General features: G+C 42.5%; 22 protein-coding genes and 8 tRNA genes. 24 read left to right on the top strand and 6 right to left on the bottom strand.

The genetic code is table 11. The features are described from left to right. Window positions 1-126: 126 nt before the first annotated feature. From alaS to luxS, 19 genes are all read left to right on the top strand, one after another. Complete coding sequence (gene alaS / locus CHJ_RS12200) at window positions 127-2,709, top strand: alanine--tRNA ligase (protein WP_317917775.1); 2,583 nt, start codon at window positions 127-129, stop codon at window positions 2,707-2,709. Between the two features lie 101 nt (window positions 2,710-2,810). Then, the gene (locus CHJ_RS12195; RefSeq protein WP_317917774.1) at window positions 2,811-3,977 is read left to right on the top strand and encodes an aspartate kinase; all 1,167 of its coding nucleotides are present in this window, start codon (window positions 2,811-2,813) and stop codon (window positions 3,975-3,977) included. 103 nt (window positions 3,978-4,080) lie between these two features. Beyond that, a complete protein-coding gene (csrA, locus tag CHJ_RS12190; protein WP_171752680.1) occupies window positions 4,081-4,278 on the top strand; it encodes a carbon storage regulator CsrA in 198 nt (65 codons plus the stop codon). Window positions 4,279-4,496: 218 nt separating this feature from the next. Further along, a tRNA-Ser gene (locus tag CHJ_RS12185) sits at window positions 4,497-4,589 on the top strand. Window positions 4,590-4,612: 23 nt separating this feature from the next. Next, a tRNA-Arg gene (locus CHJ_RS12180) sits at window positions 4,613-4,689 on the top strand. 13 nt (window positions 4,690-4,702) lie between these two features. Further along, window positions 4,703-4,795 (top strand) — tRNA-Ser (locus CHJ_RS12175). Window positions 4,796-4,887: 92 nt separating this feature from the next. Then, window positions 4,888-4,964, top strand: a tRNA-Arg gene (locus CHJ_RS12170). Between the two features lie 81 nt (window positions 4,965-5,045). Continuing rightward, window positions 5,046-5,122, top strand: a tRNA-Arg gene (locus tag CHJ_RS12165). A gap of 81 nt (window positions 5,123-5,203) precedes the next feature. Beyond that, a tRNA-Arg gene (locus CHJ_RS12160) sits at window positions 5,204-5,280 on the top strand. Between the two features lie 81 nt (window positions 5,281-5,361). Then, window positions 5,362-5,438: transfer RNA gene (locus CHJ_RS12155), tRNA-Arg, on the top strand. A gap of 81 nt (window positions 5,439-5,519) precedes the next feature. After that, window positions 5,520-5,596: transfer RNA gene (locus CHJ_RS12150), tRNA-Arg, on the top strand. A gap of 540 nt (window positions 5,597-6,136) precedes the next feature. Next, window positions 6,137-6,391, top strand: coding sequence for an oxaloacetate decarboxylase subunit gamma (locus tag CHJ_RS12145; protein WP_171752681.1), 255 nt, complete (start codon window positions 6,137-6,139; stop codon window positions 6,389-6,391). Between the two features lie 32 nt (window positions 6,392-6,423). Further along, complete coding sequence (gene oadA, locus CHJ_RS12140; protein WP_171752682.1) at window positions 6,424-8,208, top strand: sodium-extruding oxaloacetate decarboxylase subunit alpha; 1,785 nt, start codon at window positions 6,424-6,426, stop codon at window positions 8,206-8,208. Window positions 8,209-8,217: 9 nt separating this feature from the next. Next, window positions 8,218-9,348: a sodium ion-translocating decarboxylase subunit beta gene (locus tag CHJ_RS12135; protein ID WP_171752683.1), complete on the top strand. Its 1,131-nt coding sequence runs from the start codon at window positions 8,218-8,220 to the stop codon at window positions 9,346-9,348. Between the two features lie 102 nt (window positions 9,349-9,450). Further along, window positions 9,451-10,404 (top strand): NADP-dependent oxidoreductase, encoded by a 954-nt coding sequence (locus CHJ_RS12130; RefSeq protein WP_317917773.1) that lies wholly within the window; start codon window positions 9,451-9,453, stop codon window positions 10,402-10,404. Next, window positions 10,398-10,838, top strand: coding sequence for a YqaA family protein (locus CHJ_RS12125; protein ID WP_171752685.1), 441 nt, complete (start codon window positions 10,398-10,400; stop codon window positions 10,836-10,838). Before CHJ_RS12130 ends, CHJ_RS12125 begins: the two co-directional genes overlap by 7 nt. Before the next feature lie 10 nt (window positions 10,839-10,848). Beyond that, a complete protein-coding gene (locus tag CHJ_RS12120; protein ID WP_317917772.1) occupies window positions 10,849-13,701 on the top strand; it encodes a M16 family metallopeptidase in 2,853 nt (950 codons plus the stop codon). Window positions 13,702-13,815: 114 nt separating this feature from the next. Continuing rightward, window positions 13,816-15,393: a glutamate--cysteine ligase gene (gene gshA, locus CHJ_RS12115; RefSeq protein ID WP_317917771.1), complete on the top strand. Its 1,578-nt coding sequence runs from the start codon at window positions 13,816-13,818 to the stop codon at window positions 15,391-15,393. Between the two features lie 43 nt (window positions 15,394-15,436). After that, complete coding sequence (luxS, locus tag CHJ_RS12110) at window positions 15,437-15,955, top strand: S-ribosylhomocysteine lyase (protein WP_171752688.1); 519 nt, start codon at window positions 15,437-15,439, stop codon at window positions 15,953-15,955. A 210-nt stretch (window positions 15,956-16,165) separates the two neighbouring features. Here the strand turns inward: luxS and CHJ_RS12105 are convergent, their stop codons facing one another. After that, window positions 16,166-17,431: an HlyC/CorC family transporter gene (locus CHJ_RS12105; protein ID WP_171752689.1), complete on the bottom strand. Its 1,266-nt coding sequence runs from the start codon at window positions 17,429-17,431 to the stop codon at window positions 16,166-16,168. Window positions 17,432-17,528: 97 nt separating this feature from the next. Continuing rightward, window positions 17,529-18,326 (bottom strand): inner membrane protein YpjD, encoded by a 798-nt coding sequence (locus CHJ_RS12100; RefSeq protein ID WP_171752690.1) that lies wholly within the window; start codon window positions 18,324-18,326, stop codon window positions 17,529-17,531. A gap of 232 nt (window positions 18,327-18,558) precedes the next feature. Between CHJ_RS12100 and ffh the strand changes: the two genes are divergently transcribed. The 5 genes from ffh (at window position 18,559) to rplS (ending at window position 22,170) form a co-directional block, all read left to right on the top strand. Continuing rightward, window positions 18,559-19,944: a signal recognition particle protein gene (gene ffh, locus CHJ_RS12095; protein ID WP_171752691.1), complete on the top strand. Its 1,386-nt coding sequence runs from the start codon at window positions 18,559-18,561 to the stop codon at window positions 19,942-19,944. Between the two features lie 224 nt (window positions 19,945-20,168). After that, window positions 20,169-20,417 (top strand): 30S ribosomal protein S16, encoded by a 249-nt coding sequence (rpsP, locus tag CHJ_RS12090; RefSeq protein ID WP_171752692.1) that lies wholly within the window; start codon window positions 20,169-20,171, stop codon window positions 20,415-20,417. Between the two features lie 45 nt (window positions 20,418-20,462). Beyond that, window positions 20,463-20,993: a ribosome maturation factor RimM gene (gene rimM / locus CHJ_RS12085; protein ID WP_171752693.1), complete on the top strand. Its 531-nt coding sequence runs from the start codon at window positions 20,463-20,465 to the stop codon at window positions 20,991-20,993. 24 nt (window positions 20,994-21,017) lie between these two features. Next, a complete protein-coding gene (gene trmD, locus CHJ_RS12080) occupies window positions 21,018-21,755 on the top strand; it encodes a tRNA (guanosine(37)-N1)-methyltransferase TrmD (protein WP_171752694.1) in 738 nt (245 codons plus the stop codon). 61 nt (window positions 21,756-21,816) lie between these two features. Beyond that, entirely contained in the window at window positions 21,817-22,170 is a 354-nt protein-coding gene (gene rplS / locus CHJ_RS12075; protein ID WP_171752695.1) for a 50S ribosomal protein L19, read from the top strand. 53 nt (window positions 22,171-22,223) lie between these two features. On the opposite strand, the gene yacG is transcribed toward rplS, so the two are convergent. From yacG to CHJ_RS12055, 4 genes are all read right to left on the bottom strand, one after another. Further along, entirely contained in the window at window positions 22,224-22,418 is a 195-nt protein-coding gene (gene yacG / locus CHJ_RS12070; protein WP_317917770.1) for a DNA gyrase inhibitor YacG, read from the bottom strand. Between the two features lie 92 nt (window positions 22,419-22,510). Beyond that, a complete protein-coding gene (gene zapD, locus CHJ_RS12065) occupies window positions 22,511-23,251 on the bottom strand; it encodes a cell division protein ZapD (RefSeq protein WP_171752697.1) in 741 nt (246 codons plus the stop codon). 26 nt (window positions 23,252-23,277) lie between these two features. Then, window positions 23,278-23,883, bottom strand: a complete 606-nt coding sequence (coaE, locus tag CHJ_RS12060) for a dephospho-CoA kinase (protein ID WP_317917769.1) — start codon at window positions 23,881-23,883, stop codon at window positions 23,278-23,280. A 1-nt stretch (window position 23,884) separates the two neighbouring features. Next, the gene (locus CHJ_RS12055) at window positions 23,885-24,754 is read right to left on the bottom strand and encodes a prepilin peptidase (RefSeq protein WP_317917768.1); all 870 of its coding nucleotides are present in this window, start codon (window positions 24,752-24,754) and stop codon (window positions 23,885-23,887) included. Window positions 24,755-24,776: the final 22 nt, after the last annotated feature.

Raw genomic sequence — 24,776 nt, 5'->3', positions numbered from 1 at the left:
ACAACACTCTCCCTTTTATTAAGAAAATTAGGCTATTTTCTTCCCTTGATTTACAATACCCGCCAAATAACTATTTATGGGCAATTTTTGCCCGAAATTCATCCCGAAAGTTTCAGGAAGAGTCGCATGTACATGAGCACCGACGAGATACGCCGTGCGTTTCTTGAGTTCTTTGAAAGCAAAGGACATCAAATTGTAGAAAGTTCATCATTAGTTCCAGCCAATGACCCAACATTGCTATTTACTAATGCAGGTATGAACCAGTTTAAAGATTGTTTCTTAGGTTCTGAAAAACGAGCCTATACACGTGCAACCAGCGCCCAGCGTTGTGTACGTGCTGGTGGTAAACATAATGATTTAGAAAACGTGGGTTTTACCGCACGCCACCATACTTTCTTTGAAATGTTGGGTAACTTTAGTTTTGGTGATTACTTTAAACAAGACGCGATTGCCTATGCATGGGAATTTTTAACTGACGTATTACAGTTGCCACAAGAACGTCTGCTAGTCACGGTTTATGAAACTGATGATGAAGCGTTCGAATTGTGGAACAAAAACATCGGTATTCCTGCTGATCGTATCGTTCGTATTGGCGATAAGAAAGGTGGAAAGCCTTATGAGTCAGATAACTTCTGGCAAATGGGTGATACCGGTCCATGTGGACCGTGTACCGAAATATTCTACGATCATGGTGATCATATTTGGGGTGGCCGTCCTGGTACGCCTGAAGAAGATGGTGACCGTTTCATCGAGATTTGGAACAACGTATTTATGCAGTTCAATCGTCAATCTGATGGGACGATGGAACCGCTGCCAAAACCCGCTGTTGATACTGGTATGGGCATCGAGCGTATTGCTGCAATTATGCAAGGCGTGCACTCCAACTACGAAATTGATGTTTTTCAAACTCTCATTAAATCTGTAGCTGACGTTACCGGACATCAAGATCTTTCCAATCAATCGTTGCGCGTTGTTGCTGACCATATTCGTTCATGTGCGTTCTTGATTGTCGATGGTGTCATGCCTTCAAACGAAGGCCGTGGTTATGTTCTTCGCCGTATTATCCGTCGTGCTGTACGCCATGGTAATAAGCTGGGAGCACAAGGTGCGTTTTTCCATAAACTAGTCGGTGTATTGATCGAGGTGATGGGTAGTGCAGGTGGCGAACTGAAAAAACAACAGCAGATCGTTGAAAAAGTACTTCGCATTGAAGAAGAGAACTTTGGCCGCACACTAGAGCGCGGTATGGCCATTTTGAACGACGCATTAGATCAGCTAGATGGCAAAGTCCTTGATGGTGAAACAGTATTTAAGCTTTACGATACGTACGGTTTCCCGGCTGATTTGACCAATGATGTCGCTCGTGAGCGAGATCTATCTATTGATGAAGCTGGCTTTGAAAAAGCGATGGAAGCGCAACGTCAACGCGCTCGTGATGCAGGTCAATTTACCACCGATTACAACGATGTAATTAAGGTGGATGGCTCAACAGAATTTAATGGATATCAAGCTACCAAAGGCAACTCATCAGTGATGGGGCTTTATGTTGCTGGAGATGAAGTGTCGGCATTGTCTGCGGGTGATAAAGGGATCGTGATTCTAGATGAAACGACCTTTTATGCCGAGTCTGGCGGTCAGTGTGGAGATACTGGCGTAATTAAGAGCGACTCTGGTGTATTCAAAGTCGATGATACTCACAAGCTAGGTCATGCTATCGCGCACCATGGTGAGTTAATTGAAGGTGTATTAGCGGCATCTGATCCTGTTACCACCATCGTGGACGCAGAGCGTCGTGCGGCAACCTCTCTTAATCACTCTGCTACGCACTTACTGCATGAAGCATTACGCCGAGTCTTGGGTGAGCATGTTATGCAGAAGGGTTCCTTAGTTAAACCTGATCATCTTCGCTTTGACTTTTCACATCTAGAAGCGGTGAAGCCTGAAGAGTTAAAACAAGTTGAACGTATGGTGAATGCTGAGATTCGTCGTAACCATAGTATCGAAACCAATATTATGGACATCGAATCCGCCAAAGCCAAAGGGGCTATGGCGCTGTTTGGTGAGAAATACGATGATGAAGTTCGCGTACTTTCGATGGGCGCATTTTCTACCGAGTTATGTGGTGGTATTCACGCTAACAACACGGGTGACATAGGTTTATTCAAGATTACTTCAGAAGGTGGTATTGCTGCGGGTATTCGTCGTATTGAAGCGGTTACAGGTGAATCGGCTCTTGATACGCTCGATTCACAGTATCAATCTCATCAAGTTAAAGTAAGCGAAATGCACGCTAAGGCGAAGTTGCTGGAAAAAGAAATTCAACAACTTAAAGACAAGCTAGCGTCACAAGAGAGTGCGAGTTTAGCAAACGACGTTGTGCAAATTAATGGCATTAATGTGTTGGTTAGCAAGCTTGATGGCGCAGACAACAAAGCTTTACGTGGCATGGTTGACGAGCTGAAGAATCAGATTGGCAGTGGCATCATCATGCTAGGCAATGTATCTGGTGATAAAGTTGGCCTTATTGCCGGCGTTACCAAAGATCTTACCAATAAAGTAAAAGCGGGTGAGCTGGTTAATATGGTTGCTCAGCAAGTGGGTGGAAAAGGGGGCGGTCGTCCTGATATGGCTCAAGCTGGGGGCACAGACGCCTCTGCATTGCCTGCAGCACTCAACTCAGTTAATGCATGGCTTGAAGAGCGTTTATAGTAATAATATAAATGAAGCCAACTAATAGTCTGTTAGTTGGTTTTTTTTGTTGGGGTTGTCATTAGGGTCGATAGATCCTAGCCTCAGATAAGGGAAGTCCGGTGAAAAAACCGTTACTCGTACTCAAATTTGGCGGTACATCAGTCGGCTCTATTGAACGCATACGAGCGGTTGCAGAGCGGATCATTGCTAGCAAGAACAGTGGCTACCAACTGGTGGTTGTGGTGTCTGCTATGTCTGGTGAAACAAACCGATTGATGGGGCTGGCACAAGAGATTGACTCCGTGCCGACAGCAAGAGAGTTGGACGTACTTCTAACTGCAGGTGAGCAGGTGAGTATGTCTCTTCTTGCCATGGAGTTGAATCGTCGTGGTTACCTAGCTACTTCTTTAACAGGGGGGCAGGCGCAGATTGTTACTGATAATGTGCATAACGATGCGACCATTCAAGAGATTAAAACAGACAATATTCGCCATTGGTTAGAAGACGATTACATCGTCATCGTAGCGGGTTTCCAAGGGGTTAACCGTAATGGCGATATCACAACTTTGGGACGCGGAGGTTCAGATACCAGTGCGGTAGCGTTAGCGGGTGCACTGAATGCCGCCGAGTGCCAAATATTTACCGACGTGGATGGCATTTATAGCTGTGATCCGCGTGTAGTGAAAAACGCAGTACAATTGCAAACTATCGATTTTCCAAATATGGAAGAGATGGCAAGAAAAGGGGCGAAAGTTCTTCACTTGCCATGTGTTCAAGATGCATGGAGAAACCAAATACCATTAAGAGTTCGTTCTTCTTTCTCAGAAAACAGCGGTACGCTGGTGAAAGGGGAAACGTGTCAACACGGTATTTGTGGCATTGCTATCCAACGAGACCTTATTTTTGTTCAAGTAGACAAAGAGGATTTAGATGGGTTAATCAAGCAGTGTCAGATATTAGCTATAGCAGTGTGGACTGTGATCGAGGAAACAGAACGAACAGGTGTTGTCATCAATCATAGTGCTTATGCTAAGTTAGGACTGGTTTTTACGCATAAAATCCGTAATAGTGAGCAAGTGAGTTCGCTAACCAGTGTGGGTAGCAAAGCGAAAAGGATTGTAGAGCACTCATGTGAATGTCTTGCTAGTTGTAATATTGATGTTTTTGCATCATCGACTGGAGAGCAATATTCATTGTTGCTGCTTAACCCTGCTAATGTAGAGGAAGCAGCAAATATTATTCATAATAAATACATTGTTTCTAAGGAAGCGCTTGAACAGCAATAAAAATATGCGGTTTCTTAACTTGGTTAAGTTTACCTTGTTTATGATGTTGTTGGATAATAGCCTTATAAAGAGATAGTTCAGAGAATACTCAAGGAGCATAAGAATGCTAATTTTGACTCGCCGTGTAGGCGAAACCCTTATGATAGGTGATGAAGTTACTGTAACGGTATTAGGTGTTAAAGGTAACCAAGTAAGAATTGGTGTTAATGCACCAAAAGAAGTGTCTGTGCATCGTGAAGAAATATATATGAGAATTCAAGCGGAAAAAGGTACAGGTAACTCTTCTTCAGGTAATTACTAAGCAATACATTAGGCTAACAATCGTTGGCCTTTTTTTATCCTAAAATGCTAAATAACTTTCTATTCATTTATGGATATTTTTGTGCATATTATCGATAAAAAAGTATGAAAATAGAACTTGTTGGTTGAATACTGTTCTATCACACATATTTTGTAAGTTTTACCCCAGAAAGTGTTTGACATATTTTTGGTAAATCGTAATATGTGCCTCCGCAAGACGGTGAGGTGGCCGAGAGGCTGAAGGCGCTCCCCTGCTAAGGGAGTATACGGTTTGTAGCCGTATCGAGGGTTCGAATCCCTCCCTCACCGCCATTCTTGCGATTAGTTAGAAATACGCGCTCGTAGCTCAGCTGGATAGAGTACCTGGCTACGAACCAGGCGGTCGAAGGTTCGAATCCTTCCGAGCGCGCCATTTCTAAAAATGTGGTGAGGTGGCCGAGAGGCTGAAGGCGCTCCCCTGCTAAGGGAGTATACGGTTTGTAGCCGTATCGAGGGTTCGAATCCCTCCCTCACCGCCATTTACTAGCGACTTGTCTCTAGTAATAAATGGTCACTAACGACCATTTTTTTCGTTTCTCAGAAATGAAGTGTGATGTATTTCACGAATTGCGCGCTCGTAGCTCAGCTGGATAGAGTACCTGGCTACGAACCAGGCGGTCGAAGGTTCGAATCCTTCCGAGCGCGCCATTATTTAAGCGGTAATTATCAGTATAATTGTCGTAACAAAACGGTATTGGTTAGTTGTAATACTGTAGCACCAAACATTGCGCGCTCGTAGCTCAGCTGGATAGAGTACCTGGCTACGAACCAGGCGGTCGAAGGTTCGAATCCTTCCGAGCGCGCCATTATTTAAACGGTAATTATCAGTGTAATTGTCGTAACAAAACAGTATTAGAAAGTTTAAATACTGTAGTACCAAACATTGCGCGCTCGTAGCTCAGCTGGATAGAGTACCTGGCTACGAACCAGGCGGTCGAAGGTTCGAATCCTTCCGAGCGCGCCATTATTTAAGCGGTAATTATCAGTGTAATTGTCGTAACAAAACGGTATTGGTTATTTGCAATACTGTAGCACCAAACATTGCGCGCTCGTAGCTCAGCTGGATAGAGTACCTGGCTACGAACCAGGCGGTCGAAGGTTCGAATCCTTCCGAGCGCGCCATTATTTAAGCGGTAATTATCAGTATAATTGTCGTAACAAAACGGTATTGGTTAGTTGTAATACTGTAGCACCAAACATTGCGCGCTCGTAGCTCAGCTGGATAGAGTACCTGGCTACGAACCAGGCGGTCGAAGGTTCGAATCCTTCCGAGCGCGCCATCTTTAAAAAAAACCTCGCTTTGCGAGGTTTTTTTGTTTCTGCTTGAATGCATCGGTTAAGTTGATTTTATTGCTTCAATCTGAGGTTAAATAGCGAGAAATTGTTGCTTAACGTTAGATGTCTTAATTATTTTCTATTGTTCACTAAGGCCAATTTAAATAATTAATGTGACGGGAGTGGAAACTTACGACTTGTTTATTAACCTTTATTTAACAAGTAATAAATATGCTGTTTACATCATTTTCTTTTTTGATTCTAAATCCTCTTTTTTTTACCCATATCTCAGTAATTTTATCTAGATTAGCTTAAGTTATTCTGTACGGAAAAAATTAAAAATCGAAACTTTATCTAGTGGTCTTCTGCTTGATTGTTTATATAAATCAGGTGGTTATGACTTGTGGTTCAAATGGCGTGAATTTATCTTGCGCAAACAGAATTGACAATTATATTCCAATCGAGATAATCCTTAGCTACGCCGTGTTTCGCTAAATGGATCTCGAAACGGGCATCTTGTCTTAGTGACAAAGAAAGGAATCATAATGACAGATATTGGAAGTTTATTAGAACAAGCCGCCACACTGATGTTCACAGGTATGGCTGTGGTTTTTGTTTTTCTTACCATTCTTATTTATATAGTGAGGTTAATGTCGACTCTGGTCCCAGAGGAAGCGCCATTAGCTGCTGCTATACCCAAGCAAATTTCAAACACTCAAACATCATCTGCTGTTAGTCCGCAAGTTGTTGCAGCTATCTCTGCTGCGGTACATCAGTACCGAAATTCAGCTTCAAAATAGTAGTTAAAGTTTAATAAAAGGAGTTATAGAGCATGTCTAAACCACTTGCTATTACTGATGTAGTGCTACGCGATGCCCACCAATCTCTATTTGCTACGCGTATGCGTATCGAAGATATGTTGCCGATTGCAGCTGAACTGGACAAGGTTGGCTACTGGTCATTAGAAACATGGGGAGGCGCGACGTTTGACTCTTGTATCCGATTCTTGGGAGAAGATCCTTGGGAGCGTTTACGTGAGCTGAAAAAAGCCATGCCCAACACACCAATGCAGATGTTACTAAGAGGGCAGAACCTTTTAGGCTATCGTCACTATGCTGATGATGTGGTAGAGAAATTTGTAGAGCGTGCACACGTTAACGGTATGGATGTATTCCGTATTTTTGATGCAATGAATGATGTACGCAACTTCCAAAAAGCAGTGAAAGCAACCGTTGATGTGGGTGCTCATGCCCAAGGTACTCTGTCATATACTACTAGCCCTGTACACAATTCCGATACTTGGGTTGATCTGGCTAAGCGACTAGAAGATCTTGGTTGTCACTCTCTCTGTATCAAAGATATGTCCGGCCTGCTTAAACCTTATGAAGCTGAAGAGTTGGTCACGCGAATTAAAGAGTCTTGTGATGTGCCTTTGGCTCTACACTGTCATGCTACAACGGGCCTTTCTACTGCAACTGCAATTAAAGCGGTTGAGTCTGGTTTAGATATTCTTGATACCGCAATTTCTTCCATGAGCCAAACATACGGACATACACCAACAGAGACGGTTGTTGCTATGTTGGAAGGTACAGAACGCGATACCGGCTTAAAACTTAATCAAATTGAACCTATTGCAGCGTATTTCCGTGAGGTGCGTAAAAAATACGCTAAATGGGAAGGACAACTTAAAGGCGTTGATTCACGAATTTTAATCGCACAAGTTCCTGGTGGCATGTTAACCAATATGGAAGGTCAGCTTAAAGAGCAAGGCGCAGCTGATAGACTTGATGAAGTATTGGAAGAGATCCCACGCGTACGTAAAGAGTTAGGTTATATTCCTCTGGTTACACCAACGTCGCAAATCGTTGGTACACAGGCAGTGATTAATGTTCTAACGGGTGAACGTTATAAGAGTATTACCAAAGAAACAGCAGGCATTCTGAAAGGTGAGTACGGTTCTGCTCCTGCCGATGTAGATAAAGATCTGCAAGCGAAAGTGCTTGATGGTGGAGAAGCGATTACGTGCCGTCCAGCTGATCTATTAAAAGATGAGTTAGACGAGCTAACCGCAGAACTGCTTGAGAAAGCGAAAGCGGAAGATATTTCGTTGGCGAAAGATACAGTTGACGATGTATTAACCTACGCACTATTCCCTCAAGTGGGACTTAAGTTCTTGAAAAACCGTGCTAACCCTGATGCGTTTGAACCTGCACCAGGTACCGAGCCAGAAGTTAAAGCGCCAGTTGCTGCAGCACCAGCTGCGGGTGGCATTGAAACCTACAGTGTGAAAGTTGATGGTCAAGTTTACGACGTAGAGGTTGGTCCGCAAGGTCAACTAGCTTCTGTTACGCCAAGTGACGCTCAAGGGAAAGCCGCACCAGCGCCTGTTGCGAGTGCTGGGGCAGCTGAAGATGTACCAGCACCATTAGCTGGAACTATTTTTAAGGTCGATGTTCAAGTGGGCTCTCAAGTTGCAGAAGGAGACGTTCTACTTATTCTTGAAGCAATGAAGATGGAAACGGAAGTTCGAGCAGCAAAAGGTGGCACGGTTGCCGCTATCCATGTAAAAGAGGGAGACGCTGTAACAGTAGGTGCGCCCCTTCTAAGTCTTACATAAGGGAGAATCATGGAAGGTTTATTGATTCTATGGCAAGAAACGGGCATCGCGAACTTTGAGTTTGGTCAGATATGTATGATCACAGTAGGGTGTGTACTGCTGTTTCTTGCAATTAGAAAAGGCTTTGAGCCGCTGTTATTGTTGCCTATAGGTTTTGGTGCGATTTTGGCCAACATCCCTAATGCAGGCTTCACTGACGAAGGCGGGCTACTTTACTATGTCTATTACGTTGGTATAGAAACCGGTGTCTTCCCACTGCTCATATTTATGGGTGTGGGGGCAATGACAGACTTTGGTGCATTGATCGCTAACCCTAAAACCTTATGGTTGGGCGCCGCTGCTCAGTTTGGTATTTTCGCTACTCTATTTGGGGCGATATTGCTGAACTATGTCCCTGGTATGGAGTTCTCATTAGCTGATGCCTCTTCAATCGCAATCATTGGTGGAGCTGATGGCCCTACTGCGATATTTTTATCCAGTCGTCTATCTCCTGATCTGCTTGGTGCTATTGCTGTTGCTGCGTATAGCTATATGGCCTTAGTACCGATTATTCAGCCACCAATTATGAAAGCGTTAACGTCACCTGAAGAGCGCCAGATTAAAATGGCCCAACTTAGGCATGTGAGTAAAACAGAAAAAATACTCTTCCCATTAGCGGTATTGGTAATGACCATTCTGTTCTTGCCACCGGCAACGCCTCTGGTTGGTATGTTCTGTCTTGGTAACTTAATGCGTGAGGCTGGTGTTGTTGATCGCTTATCTAAGACGGCGCAAAACGAGCTGATTAATATCGTTACCATTTTCCTTGGCTTGGGTGTCGGTTCTAAATTGCAGGCTGACAAATTCCTAAATGTTGAAACGTTAGGTATTTTGGCACTTGGAGCTGTGGCATTCAGTATTGGTACCGCAGCGGGTGTTCTTATGGCTAAGCTTCTGAACAAGTACTCGAAGGAAGATATTAACCCATTAATTGGTGCCGCGGGTGTTTCGGCTGTACCAATGGCGGCACGAGTAGTGAATAAAGTTGGGTTACAAGCTAATCCACAAAACTTCTTACTGATGCATGCTATGGGACCTAACGTTGCAGGTGTACTTGGCTCTGCAGTTGCGGCTGGTATCTTGTTAGCATTAGCAGGTTAAAGCGCATAGTGAGGTCTGGTTAATTTGAGAATTAGACAAAATAGTTTATAGTCAAAGGGATGCTGCGGCATCCCTTTTTTTGCCAGCTATAGGGATATTTGTATGACAGAAAATTATAGGGTGGTTATCCCTACGTTTGGAGACGCAGAAGTACTAAGCATAGAATCGACCTCGATACCTGAGCCTAAAGAAGGACAGGTCGTAGTTAAAGTCTATTTTGCTGGAGTAAACCCAATCGACGTAAAAACGCGAGCGGGCTTAGGTTGGGCGGCAGAGAGCAACAAAGACAATTTGCCATGGACCCCAGGTTATGACATCTCTGGAAAAATAGTCTCTGTTGGATCCGGTGTTGAAGAGCTCTCCGTGGGAGATGCTGTTGCGGGTTTAATTGGCTTCCCTCTTGACGCTGGAGGCTACAGTCAGTATTTGTCGGTAGATGCATCGGTGCTAAGTCAAGTTCCGGACGCTGTAATGTTAGAAGCCGCCGCCGCTCTGCCTGTCGCGGGTCAAACAGCTGCTCAAGCGATAAATATTGCCGGAGTGCAGGCGGGTGAACGAGTATTGGTTCTGGCGGGTGCAGGTGGTGTGGGTCACATCGCAGTGCAACTGGCGGTTGCTGCTCAAGCAGAGGTCTATACAACGTGTAGTGAAGCCAATTTGGATTATCTCGCCACACTTGGTGCTCACGCCGTTAATTATCAATTCTCTCCTGTTTCGGAGCGGTTGAGTGATGTTGATGTTCTGATTGACCTTGTTGGCGGTGACGCGGCTTTAGACGCTCTGAAGTGCCTTAAAGATGCCGCAAGAGTGGTCACAGTACCGACATTAACCAAAGATGTTATATGCGAAAAAGCGACCACACTAGGCTTCCAGGCGACAGGTATGTTGGTTGAGCCCGATAGAGAGCAGATGGACGCTTTACTCTATATGGTCAGTGTTGGGTTGCTAAAAATCGATTTTCATCCAGCGGTCTCTTACAAAGAGGTTGTGGTTGCTCATAAACAGCTAGAAACAGGCCATACACGAGGGAAAGTGGTGTTGGATATGCGGTGCTAGAAGCACTCTACACTTTCTTTGCAGAATCGGCGCTCTGGGTCCTATTTATTACTGGGTTTTTGAGCGCCACATTACTTCCGGGGGGCTCCGAAGCCTCTTTAATTGCTGCATTAAGTACCGAACAATACCCCAGTGTGACCATAATTGTGGTTGCTACTATTGGTAATACACTGGGTGGCTTAACCAACTACTGGTTAGGATTGTTTATTCCCAATCGAACTAGAGAAGAAAAACATGGTCATACTGCTATAGCGTGGATCAGCCGGTATGGGTATGGCGCTTTGATATTTAGTTGGTTACCTATCATAGGTGATCCATTATGTTTAGCTGCTGGTTGGTTGAGAATGAAATTTTTGCCTTCCCTTATCCTTATTGCTGTTGGAAAAATGCTGAGATATTGCGTTCTAACAGCTCTGTATTTTGGTTTTTTTTAAGGAAATATCAATGAGAAAATTATGCCTTGGCGTGTTAACTCTCGTGGCTTTGTATGGCTGTTCTCAAACAGCGCCAAGTGGTGGTGATGTTCAACTCCCTGAGGGGGTAACCTTCATTGAACAGATGGAAGCCAAACAAGGCCAAATCTCGATCCCATACTCCAAGTATCAATTGGACAATGGATTAACTTTAATTCTATCGCCAGATAAATCCGATCCTCTTGTGCATGTTGATGTTACTTATCATGTCGGTTCAGCTCGTGAAGAGATAGGCCGTTCAGGCTTTGCGCATTTCTTTGAACATATGATGTTTCAAGGCTCCGAGAATGTTGGCGATCAAGAGCATTTCAGAATCATAACGGAAGCAGGTGGTACCTTAAATGGTACAACGAACAGAGACCGGACTAATTACTTTGAAACCTTGCCTTCTAATCAGTTAGAAAAAGCCTTGTGGTTAGAATCTGATCGTATGGGCTTTTTGATTGATGCGGTATCACAACGGAAATTTGAAATTCAGAGAGATACGGTCAAAAACGAACGCGCACAAAACTACGATAATCGTCCTTATGGGTTAATGTGGGAACGTATGGGAGAAGCTCTGTACCCTGAAGGTCATCCATACTCTTGGCAAACCATAGGTTATGTAGAAGATCTGGATCGAGTGGATGTTAATGACTTGAAAGCCTTCTTCTTACGTTGGTATGGGCCGAATAATGCCACGTTAACAATTGGTGGCGATATCGATATCCAGCAAACTTTGGATTGGGTAAATAAATACTTTGGCTCTATCCCTAGCGGACCGGAAGTAGAAAACGCCAAGAAAATGCCAGCAACATTAGCGGAAAGCAAGTTCATCACTTTAGAGGACCGGATCAAGCAGCCTATGGTGATGATTGCTTGGCCGACGACCTACCGAGGTGAAGAAAATCAAGAAACGTTAGACACGCTTGCGTCTATTCTGGGTGATGGAAAAAACAGTATTCTTTATCAAAAATTGGTGAAGAGCGAAATAGCCATTGATGCAGGGGCATTTCAAGATTGTGCTGAGTTAGCGTGTAATTTTTATGTCTATGCCATGGGTAATTCTGGAGAAAAAGGCGATTTAACCGTTATTAATGAAGAGCTAATGAAAGCTCTCGATGAGTTTAAGCGTCAAGGCGTCTCTCAAGCGCAATTGGATCAAATAATCGGCCGTGCTGAAGCAAACGCCGTATTCTCTTTAGAGAGTGTACGTGGCAAGGTTTCTAAGCTAGCGTCCAACCAAACGTACTACAATCAACCAGATCGTATTCAATATCAACTTGATCGACTTAAAGCCGTAACACCTTCGGCCATCATGAAGGCTTATGATGATTTTATCGACCAAAAAAATAGCGTAACACTGAGTGTGGTACCTAAAGGTCAATTGGAATTGGCGGTACAGGAAGCTACATTTGTTACTCCGAAGAGAGCATTGCCCGACTATCAACCGATTGATCAAGCAGAGTTAAGGTATGTTAAAGCTGAGGACAATTTTGATCGCTCGGTTATGCCAGCAGTAACGGGAGCCGCATTAGGCAAAATGCCGTCGCTATACCGATTACATCTTGATAATGGGATAGAAGTGCTGGGGACAGTGACCTCAGAGACGCCTACCGTTCTCATTGATATTCAATTACCAGCGGGAAGCCGTTATGTCTCCCCGGGAAAAGAAGGGTTAGCCAATTTAACGGCAGAACTTATTCAGGAAGGTACAACTGAGCGTAGTGTCGAACAGATTCAAGCTGAGCTTGATACGTTAGGCAGCAGCATTAGTTTTGCGGCAGGGAACTACACAACCACCATTACCATTTCAGCCTTAGAAGCTAAGTTACAGCCAACATTAAAGATTGTTGAAGAGATGCTATTTTCTCCTGCTTTTAAACAAGATGATTTCCAGCGCTTGAAAAAACAAGCATTAGAAGGCTTAGTGTATGAGCATCAAAAGCCTTCATGGTTAGCCTCTCAAGCAACAAGGCAGGTGTTATTTGCGAACACGGTTTATGGGCACTCCAATGATGGCACGATTGATTCGATCTCATCATTAACCTTGCAAAATGTTAAAGATTTTTACGCCAGCAACTATACGCCGTTGGGAGCTCAAGTGGTGGTGGTTGGTGATATTTCTAAGCCATCACTGGCTAGAAAACTGACATTTCTTAACGACTGGCAAGGTGAAGATGCTCCGTTGTTAAGTCCTCAAGCGGTATCGCCATTAGAGAAACAGAATATCTATTTGGTGGACAAGCCGAATGCGCCACAAAGTATTATTCGAGTGGTTCGACAAGGCTTGCCATACGATATGCTTGGTGAGCAATACCTAAGCCAGTTGGCAAACTTTAATTTATCAGGCAACTTCAATAGCCGAATAAATCAGAATTTACGAGAAGACAAAGGCTACACCTATGGTGCAAATGGCTATCATGTGGGGAATAAAGAAGTTGGTTTGATAGTATTTTCTGCTCAGGTTCGTCGTGATGTAACCGTTGAATCTATTAAAGAGTTTTTAAAAGAGATGCGTCACTATAGCCAAGATGGCACCACTGACGACGAGATGCAGTTTATGCGTCTCGCTATTGGTCAGCAAGATGCATTGAAGTATGAAACTCCGGGTAAGAAAGCACAGCTGTTATCAAATATCCTGAATTACTCATTGGATGATGATTATATTGAACAACGAAACGAGGTTTTGGATAACATTCAGAAAACACAAATCAATGAGGTAGCCAGTCGTTGGTTCGAGCCGAGCGAGTATCAAATTATTGTTGTTGGTGATGCGAAATCTCTTAAGGAGAAACTGGAAACATTGAATATCCCAATAATAGAACTTGAAATATCCAAGTAGCAGACACATATAAAAGGAGAGGTTCTGCCTCTCCTTTTTTGCTTTCTTATGGGTAGAAAATTCTCATAAAAGGCGTAATCTAACTAAAATTACAATGTATAAGTGGCCTTCGTTTTGACAAATTTTACATCGAGACTCAAGAAAGTAGCGAACAATCCAAATAACTTCACTCAATTTGGTCGAGGTGTAGAACGTGAAACTTTACGTTATACCTTAGATGGCAAACTTGCTTCAACACCACATCCAGAAGGGCTTGGCTCTGCACTAACCAATAAATGGATTACAACGGATTTCTCAGAATTTTTACTTGAGTTTATTACTCCGGTATCAAATGATGTGGATAAATTATTGGGCCAGTTGTCGGATATTCACCACTTTACCCAAACTCAATTAGGTGATGAGAAATTTTGGCCTCTTTCTATGCCTTGTTATGTTGAGAACGAGGACGATATTGAGTTTGCTCAATATGGCCGCTCCAATGTGGGGAAAATGAAAACACTCTATCGTAAAGGTTTAAAAAACCGTTATGGTAGTTTGATGCAGGTTATTTCTGGTGTGCATTTCAATTTCTCTTTTCCTGAGTCTTTGTGGGATTCTCTTTATGGAGAACAGCAGCAAAAAGAGAGAGAACAAACTAAGTCCGATGCCTATTTTAGTTTGATTCGAAATTACTATCACTTTGGCTGGTTAATTCCTTATTTGTTTGGTGCGTCACCAGCAATATGTTCATCATTTTTGCAAGGGCGAAAAACCGACTTACCTTTTGAAAATATCGGCCATACTCAGTACTTACCTTATGCGACATCGTTACGTTTAAGTGATCTGGGGTATACAAATAGCGCACAAAGCGAACTGAAAATCGGCTATAACAATCTTAATGAGTATCTTGAAGGGTTAGATGCCGCCATACACACTCCTTCTGAAGAGTTTGCCAAAATTGGCATTAAAGTGGATGGCGAGTACCAGCAGCTAAACAGTAATGTACTGCAGATAGAAAATGAACTGTATGCTCCCATACGTGCTAAACGCGTCAGCCAATCTGGAGAGAAGCCTTCTGAGGCCTTAAAACGAGCGGGTGTTGAGTACATAGAAGTTCGTTCTCTGGATGTTAACCCATTTAGCCCTATAGGCATTACCAAAGAGCAAATTCGGTTTTTAGATCTATTCTTAACATGGTGCTTGATTAAAGATGCCGATACGGTAGACAACAAGCAGCTATGTTGCTGGAAAGACAATTGGAATACCGTTATTTTAGAGGGCAGAAAACCCGGCCTTATGCTGAAAGAGCTCAATAATGGTTGTGATGGTAAAATGTTGTCATTACATGACTATACCAAGCAGATATTTAGTGATTTACAACTGATAGCAAAAGAGATGGATACTGCTATTGGGGGCAATAACTATCAGCAAACCTGTACAGAGTTGATGTCTTGGATAGATAACCCAGAACTCACTATCTCAGGGCGCTTGTTAGAAAAGACAAAACAGTTTGGCGGAATTGGCAAGGTAGGCTGTGCATTTGGTGCTGAGTATAGAGAAGAGCACTTGGCGCACGATTACACTGTTTATAGCCGACAAGCGATGGAGAATGAAGCGGAGTCATCAATTGCGGCTCAAAAAGAGATTGAGCAAAACGACACACTAAGTTTTGATGAATACCTTGCAGACTACTTTTCATATATAAAAAATTAATCGCCTGAAAGAGAAGCTTTCAGGCAATAATGGAGACAAATTAATGCCACTTTTAGACAGTTTTACCGTTGACCACACACGAATGAGTGCACCTGCTGTGCGCGTAGCAAAAACTATGCAGACGCCAAAAGGCGATACAATTACCGTTTTTGATTTAAGATTTTGCGTGCCAAATGAAGATATTCTTTCTGAGCGAGGAATTCATACATTAGAGCATCTATATGCTGGCTTTATGCGTTCGCATTTAAATGGTAGTGATGTGGAAATTATTGATATTTCGCCAATGGGATGCCGTACAGGCTTTTATATGAGCTTGATTGGGACACCTGCAGAAGACGTTGTTGCTAATGCATGGTTGGCGGCAATGAAGGATGTGTTGAAAGTAGAAAGTCAAAACAACATTCCTGAGTTAAATGAGTACCAGTGTGGCACTTACACGATGCACTCGTTAGAAGACGCTAAAGCGATCTCTCAAGCCATCATTGATGCTGGTATCATGGTTAACAAAAATGATGAGTTGGCGTTACCAGAATCTATGCTACAAGAGTTGAAAGTAAACTAGTTAACCTCAACCCGGGATAAGAAAGTTAAAAAATTTATATTTAATAATAAGTTAAGTTTAATTAGATGCACTGCACTGATGAGCGACTTAAATTATTCCGACCTGAAGTTAGTTATTACTGTTGTTTGTTTATATGAAAAAAGAGTCAGCTTATCAAATAAGCTGACTCTTTTTTGTCTCACGCGTATTCATTAATGGAAGCTAAAGTTTCTACTCTTGGATAGGAAAAACCTTCACTAAACTGATTTTGTTTTCTGTAAAGTCAACAATTTCCATCTGATGCTGCTCAATCTCAATACTTAGTTTGCTTTCGGGAATATCTTCTAAGTACTCCAAGATCAGACCATTAAGCGTTCTTGGGCCATCGGTGGGTAAATCCCATTGTAAGCCCTTATTGATATCTCTTATGTTTGCACTACCTTCAATAAGGAAGCTACCATCACTTTGAGGCGTAATCTCTTCAGATAAACTCGGTGTAATAGACGTGGTGAACTCACCAACAATTTCTTCAAGAATATCCTCTAAGGTGATAAGGCCGATTATGTCTCCGTACTCATCAACAATCAGTCCAATTCGTTCTTTATTGCGCTGAAATTTTAATAATTGCACGTTCAGCGGTGTCGCTTCAGGAATAAAGTAAACCTCATCGGCGGCACGCAGTAGCGTCTCTTTAGTGAACTCATTTTTCTCTAGCATTAATCGATAAGACTCTCGCAGCCTTAACATCCCGACGACTTCATCTATCTGGTCACGATAGAGTACGATTTTGCCGTGAGGAGAGTGCGTGAGTTGGCGAACTATTGATTTCCAATCATCATTAATATCGATTCCCGTTATCTCATTTCTAGGCACCATAATGTCGTTAACGGTGACATTCTCAAGGTCTAGAATTGAGATCAGCATATCTTGGTGTCGCCTAGGAATTAACCCTCCGGCTTCGTTTACCACCGTGCGCAGTTCATCTGAACTTAATGGGTCCTCAGTTCCATGTGTTGCTTTAATACCGATAAGCCTTAACACCGTATTGGTAATGAGGTTCACTAGCAACACCAACGGTGCTAACAGTTTCATCAAAACATTAAGAACGATACTGCTGATAAAAGAGACACGCTCAGGATATAAAGCTGCCAATGTTTTTGGGGTGACTTCTGCAAAGACAAGTACAACCAATGTGAGCAAGCCTGTCGCGATTGCAACCCCTAAATCTCCATAGAGACGCATACCTAAGATTGTCGCGATAGCGGATGCAAGAATATTGACTAGGTTGTTGCCAATTAGAATCAAACCGATCAATCGGTCTGGGCGACTTAAAAGTTTTTCAACCCTTTTGGCGCCTTTATGCCCTTGGCTGGAAAGGTGTTTTAAGCGATAGCGATTCAGTGACATCATTCCTGTCTCTGAACCGGAGAAATACCCTGAGATGACAATTAAACAGGCAAGAAGGGTAAACAAAACCCCCGTTGATATGTCGTCCAATGTTTAGCAATCCTTTTTTATAGTTGCTCAATTAATGACCTAAAATGTTTGAGCTGTCAAATATGTTTTGTATAGCCAATGCGTATATTTCGCTGAGTTAGGATAAAATTATCTCTCTAACAAATCGGCTTCCAAAATAGGCTAAGGTCAAGAGCGAAGCTCCCGCTACAGCGTACCAAGTCACTTTGCGTCCACGCCATCCTTTTCGATAGTGACCCCAGAGTAATGTGGAATAAACAAACCAAGCAACCAATGACAGTATCGATTTATGAGCGGTGCCTCTTGCGAACATATCTTCAAGAAAAATAGAACCCGTAATCAGTGTTAGCGTCAGTAAACCCGTGCCGATAAGGATAATCTTAAATAGTTGGCGTTCTACCATCATTAAAGGCGGTAAATTGGGGTTGATCACCATCGCTTTCTTGGTTTTGAGTTTGTAATCCAACCAAGCTAACTGAAGTGCGTATAAAGCACCTATGGTCAACGTTGAATAGGAGAAAAGAGCCAATGTTATATGTGTTAATAAACCAGGTCGGGTTTCTAAATGAGTGACGAAAGCACCGGGAAGAAATGTTGATGCTAATAAATTGATAGCTGCAAAGCTGTACACCACCGGCAACAAAAACCAAAGGCGAGTCTTCAGCATGGCAATCGTCATGACCAAGGAGATAATAAAGCTGATAACGGAGGCCACATTCAATATGCTTAGATTTTGCCCCGTTGTATCTGCATGAATCAGATCATGAAGCAGCACAGCATGACAAACCAGAGCAAGAATCGCACTGGTGAATACTGTTTTTGTCTTTATACCTGTTTGCTGTACCAAGCCGGGTACAACCATAGCAATAGCTAGAGAATATAAAATTGCGGCAACAATCGCGATTAAACTGTCCATGCTTATTAGAATTTATCTCTGATTGATGAATATACACACTGATAACTTTGCATTATAACTTGGTTAGGGCGGATGAGCTATCCATCCTTTTACAATTTTAACCTTAAACCGAAGTAAAAAACCGGATAAAGATCGTTATCAACGGCTTTTATTAAGGCTCTGTTTTGGAAGATCAACTGGCCTAATGTATACTGCCACTAATTAATCGCCCCTACCAAGCGAAGAGAAAAGCATGTTTGAGAATTTAACGGATAGATTATCCAGTACATTAAAGAATATTAGTGGCAAAGGCCGACTAACAGAAGACAACATCAAAGATACCTTGCGTGAAGTTCGCATGGCGTTACTGGAAGCGGATGTTGCGCTTCCTGTGGTTCGTGATTTTGTTAAGCGTGTTAAAGAGAGCGCTGTTGGTGTTGAAGTTTCCAAATCTCTTACTCCAGGTCAAGAGTTTGTAAAAATAGTTCAAAAAGAACTAGAAGCGGTGATGGGGGAGTCCAATGAGGCGCTCAACCTAGCAAGTCAGCCTCCTGCTGTTATCTTAATGGCTGGTTTACAAGGTGCAGGTAAAACCACCAGTGTGGGTAAATTATCCAAGCATCTTAAAGAAGTTGATAAGAAAAAAGTGCTGGTGGTGTCTGCCGATGTTTATCGCCCTGCTGCGATTAAACAGCTTGAAACATTAGCTGAAGATGTTGGTGTAGACTTTTTCGCCTCCTCGGTTGAACAGAAGCCAATTGATATTGCTAACGCAGCTATCGATCATGCCAAGAGAAAATTCTATGACGTATTAATTGTCGATACCGCTGGTCGTCTGGCGATTGATGAAGCGATGATGAGTGAGATTCAAGACCTTCACTCTGCCATCACTCCTGTCGAAACACTGTTTGTTGTTGACGCAATGACAGGTCAAGATGCTGCTAATACCGCTAAAGCTTTTGGTGATGCTTTACCTTTGACTGGTGTCATCCTAACGAAAGTGGATGGTGATGCTCGCGGTGGTGCTGCCCTTTCTGTACGTCACATCACAGGAAAGCCTATCAAGTTCTTAGGTGTTGGTGAGAAAACAGATGCGCTAGAACCTTTCCACCCTGATCGCGTCGCTTCTCGTATCTTAGGTATGGGAGACGTGCTCTCTTTAATCGAAGATTTAGAACGTAATGTTGATAAAGACAAAGCGGCTAAGTTAGCGAAAAAATTTAAAGAGAAAAAAGGTTTTGACCTTGAAGACTTCCGTGAGCAGTTGGGTCAGATGCAGAACATGGGCGGTATGATGGGAATGATGGATAAGTTGCCGGGTATGAGCAATTTACCAGCCCACGTTAAAGATAAAGTTGATGACTCTATGTTTAAACAACAAGAAGCCATTATCTCATCTATGACGATGAAAGAGCGTCGTCGCCCTGATTTGATTAAAGGGTCACGTAAAAAACGTATCGCTGCCGGTTCCGGTACCCAAGTTCAAGATGTTAACCGTCTACTAAAACAGTTTACCCAGATGCAGAAAATGATGAAGAAAATGCAAAAAGGAGGCATGAAAGGAATGATGCGTAACATGCAAGGAATGATGGGCGGCATGGGTGGTATGGGCGGAATGGGTGGACCATTCGGCCGTTAAGATCAGCCAAGTTGTAGAGAAAAAAGACCATTTAAGTTGAGGTTTCCTTTTGTTAATAAAGAAAACCTCAATTTTTTTATCAAGGGAAGTTAGCTGAGCTGAAGATAATTCCCTTGCAAAACCCTTGAATAAGAGTAAAATTCCGGGGCTTTAAATTGGCACGAGGCCCCAAGAAATATTTTCTCTGGGGTTTATTTTATTATTGAGAAAGCAAAGAGGACGATATGGTAACCATTCGTTTGGCACGTCACGGCGCTAAAAAGCGTCCATTTTATCAAATCGTAGTAGCAGATAGCCGCTATGCAGCTACTGGTCGCTACATCGAGAAAGTAGGTTTCTTTAACCCTACTGCTCGTGGTCAAGAAGAAGGTCTTCGTTTAGACCTAGACCGCGTTAACCATTGGGTTGGCGAAGGTGCTTCACTATCTGACCGTGTTGCAAAACTAGTAAAAGATGCTCAAAAAGCAGCTTAATTAGTTAGTAACAAGAAGATTAAGTCGGTTTAAGGAAACGAAGTAATGAGTAAGCAAGACGAAAAAATAGTAGTTGGCAAATTTGGTGCTACCTACGGTATTCGTGGTTGGCTGAAAGTGATTTCCTATACAGACGACTCTGAAAGTGTTTTTAGTTATAACCCTTGGTTTATTAAACAAAAGGGTGCTTGGGTTGAATACAAAGTTGAAAGTTGGAAGCGTCATAACAAAGGTATGGTCGCTAAATTAGAAGGGCTAGAGGTTCGCGAGGACGCTCATCTTCTAACTAACTTTGAAATTGCAATCAATCCAGATTCATTACCGGAGCTGTCAGAAGATGAGTTCTACTGGCGTGAATTGTTTGGTATGCAGGTGGTTACGACAAAAGGGTATGACCTTGGTGAAGTAACCGATATTTTAGAAACCGGCTCAAATGATGTTTTGGTAGTGAAAGCAAATATAAAAGATGCTTTTGGACAAAAGGAACGATTAATCCCGTTTCTTGAAGAGCAAGTGATCAAAATTGTTGATCGCCAAGCTCAACGGATCGAAGTTGACTGGGATCCTGGATTTTAACTCCACAGTAGAGCGAGAGAACAGATGTGGGTTGGCATAATTAGCCTTTTTCCTGAAATGTTCAGTAGCGTGACTGATTTTGGAGTAACAGGTCAAGCGGTAAAAAAAGGTCTTTTAACAGTTGAGACATGGAATCCTAGAGATTTCACTCATGATAAACATCGAACTGTTGATGATAGACCTTACGGTGGTGGCCCTGGAATGTTAATGATGGTTCAGCCTCTGTGCGATGCCATTGCAACAGCCAGACAAGCAGCACCGGGAAAGACGAAAGTTATCTATCTTTCTCCTCAAGGTCGTAAGTTAGACCAACAAGGGGTTGAAGAACTGGCAACAAATGAAAACATTGTTCTTATTTGTGGTCGTTATGAAGGGATAGATGAGCGTGTCATTCAGTCTGAAGTTGACGAAGAATGGTCAATTGGAGATTTTGTAATGACGGGTGGTGAAATACCAGCCATGACGTTAATTGATTCAGTATCACGGTTTATACCGGGTGTACTTGGTGATTTTGCGTCAGCAGAAGAAGACTCTTTTGCTAATGGGCTGTTAGATTGTCCCCATTATACGCGTCCTGAAATGTTGGATGGAAAAGAAGTACCTCAGGTACTAAAATCTGGAAACCATAAGGACATTCGTCGCTGGCGATTAAAACAATCGCTAGGCCGTACTTGGCTAAGAAGACCAGAGCTCCTGGAAAACCTAGCTCTGACTGACGAACAGGAACAATTACTAGCAGAGTTTATTGCCGATCATGCGTGATCGAATATAACGCAAAGTAACCTATTTATATTAGTATCAGTTTATTCTAGGAATTTACAAAATGAGTAACATCATCAAAGCTCTTGAAGAAGAGCAAATGAAATCAGACCTTCCTAAATTCGGCGCAGGTGACACTGTTGTTGTTCAGGTTAAGGTAAAAGAAGGTGACCGTGAGCGTCTACAGGCTTTTGAAGGCGTTGTAATCGCTGTACGTAACCGTGGTCTACATTCAGCTTTCACAGTTCGTAAAATCTCGAACGGTGAAGGTGTTGAGCGTACGTTCCAAACACACTCTCCAATGGTTGATAGCATCGAAGTTAAACGCCGTGGTGCAGTACGTCGTGCCAAGTTGTACTACCTACGTGAACGTTCTGGTAAGTCTGCTCGTATTAAAGAGAAACTTGCTAAGAAGTAATGCTATAACCAGCATTTCTCAAAAGAAAAAGGGCTCCGAAAGGAGCCCTTTTTTTATTGTGCGTCTTCCGACCAACCATCCGAATCAGACATGTCTGGAGCACCGGCAATGGAATTCTCTTCGTCAGCCCATCCTCCAAAATCAATTATTTGGCACTTTTTGCTACAAAATGGTCGGAAGGGACTCTCTTCCCCCCAAACTACTTCTGCTTGGCAGCCGGGACATTTTACAATCGTTGGTTTTGACATAATAATATAACTCCTAACAACCTAATTAACCTCAACTTGTGAGGTTAATTAGATTAAAAACGTATTGACTAAAAATGAGTTTCTCGCTGAGATTAGCTACAAATGGCCAGTTCAAATTCAACATCTTGGCTATAGGCTTGACCAGACTCGAATGACATAAATTTGATAGCAAAGCGATTTTTGTGACCAGAAATCATAGGGAATACTCCGTGCTGAAGCGGAATATTTAAACGCAATATGTTGGCTTCTTCTGCGTCACTTTGGAAAAAACCATTTCTCGCAATTTGAGGGGTGAAATAGCCTGTTTCACGGCACAGTTTTAACCATAAATTTAAAGATTCAGATAGTGGTTGTAATGTTTCCATCCACTGTTCAGCATTGCGGATTCTCTGCTCCAAAGGAAGGTGGTTCCAGTAATGAAGCGCAGGGAGGTCAAAACAGCAGGTTCCTCCCGGTAGATTGAATCGTTGACGTATTGAGCTTAAAAAACGCTCTTCTTTTAATGAACGGCCAAATCGTTCTGCGGCCATCAAAGTCTTATGTACTGAATCAATATCTTTAAGAACGGACAATAGCGTCTCTTGATCAACACCATCAACGTTTAGCCAGTTCTTGTAAGTTAATCGCTGTTTTTCAAGATCTTTGGCCAGTTCAGCCTTTAACTGGATTTGCTCGAATATCTCTAGCAGATCAAAAATAGAACGGAAAAACTGCTGATACTGTAAATTGTCTGAAAATTTCGCAGAATGGTGCATCTGTCTTAGCAAAGATTCTACTCTAAGATAAATACGAGTTTTTTCATTTAATGGATGTTCAAATTTATGAATCGTCATTCCGCGACCTTATTTAGCTCCTAAAGCTATTTATCTAAATTAACTGCCAACGCCATATATTGATTGTGCAGTTGAGTAACCTGAGGCAACAGTTCATGGTTATCATTATTAATAATATCATCTGCAAACTGCAAACGAACCTCTCTACTCGCTTGAGAGGCAAGTATGGCATTCGCTTGAGTTTGTGACACATTGTCGCGCGCGATAGTGCGTTTGAGTTGTATCTCAGGACTCACATCAATGACTAAAATTCTGTCTGCCATTGATTGTAGTTGATTTTCAACCAATAAGGGAACCACTAAAAGTGCATAAGGTGTTGTTATCTTGCTTATATCTTGCTGCATCTTTTGGCGAATCATTGGATGAAGTAGCGAATCTAGCCATTTTTTCTCATTTGGTGAAGCGAATACTTTCTCTCGTAAGGCGCTACGGTTAAGAGTACCATCTTCTAATAGTATGCCTTCACCACAATGGTTAACAATTTCATCTAAGCCCTTACTGCCTTTTGTTACAACATCTCTCGCAATAACATCAGCGTCAATGATCTCAATAGAAAAGTGCTGTTGAAAAAGGTTGGCGACAGTGGTTTTCCCTGAGGCGATACCTCCAGTTAACCCAACGATCAATGGCATATTAATATCCTAAAATTGTACTGTAATACCAGTTGGTAATATCTGTACCCCAAAGCAGGCTTATCCATGCTGCAATGGCGAGATATGGGCCAAATGGAAATGATTTGTCTATACCCTTTTTTTGTAGTCGTAACTGTATAACACCAAAAACCAAACCCACCAATGAAGAGAGAAGTACTATGATGGGAAGACTTTGCCAGCCAAGCCAAGCTCCTAGAGCGGCGAGCAACTTGAAGTCACCATAGCCCATTCCTTCTTTGCCGGTCGCCAGCTTAAATAACCAGTAAACACTCCATAAACATAGATAGCCCACCATTGCCCCGATAACGGAATCATGCAAACTGACGGGGTTCCAACCTAATAGCACTGTTGCGATCCCCGCCCACATTAACGGTAAGGTAATTTGATCTGGCAGTAGCATGGTATCTAAGTCGATAAAGGTTGCGGCAATTAGTGCAAAAATAAAAAACAGTAGAGCGGCATTAAAAGGGCTAAAACCCAACTTTAATGCTGTTATTGTGCAAAGTAGCGCAGTGAGGAGTTCAATAAGAGGATAACGGGGGCTAATTGGTTCCGAGCAGTGGTGACACTTTCCTCTTAGTAAGAGCCAACTGAATAACGGAATATTATCAATGATGCGAACGCTTTCGCCGCATTTTGGGCAACTAGAGTTGGGTTTGCTGAGATTAAAAGTGCTCTGATCTACCTTAATATCAAGTTCTGGAAACGTCTCCGCGCAATCTTGTTTCCACTCTCTTTCCATCATTATTGGTAATCGATAAATAACGACATTTAAAAAGCTACCAACAATGAGACCAAACACTCCGGCCAAAACAGGAAAAAGCCAAGGATATAAGTAAAATGCTTCCATTGTGCATCTCTATAATTAACTA

This window comes from Vibrio sp. MACH09 (assembly GCF_033238805.1).
GTDB lineage: Bacteria > Pseudomonadota > Gammaproteobacteria > Enterobacterales > Vibrionaceae > Vibrio.
This window is presented reverse-complemented; position numbering and strand designations above follow the sequence as displayed.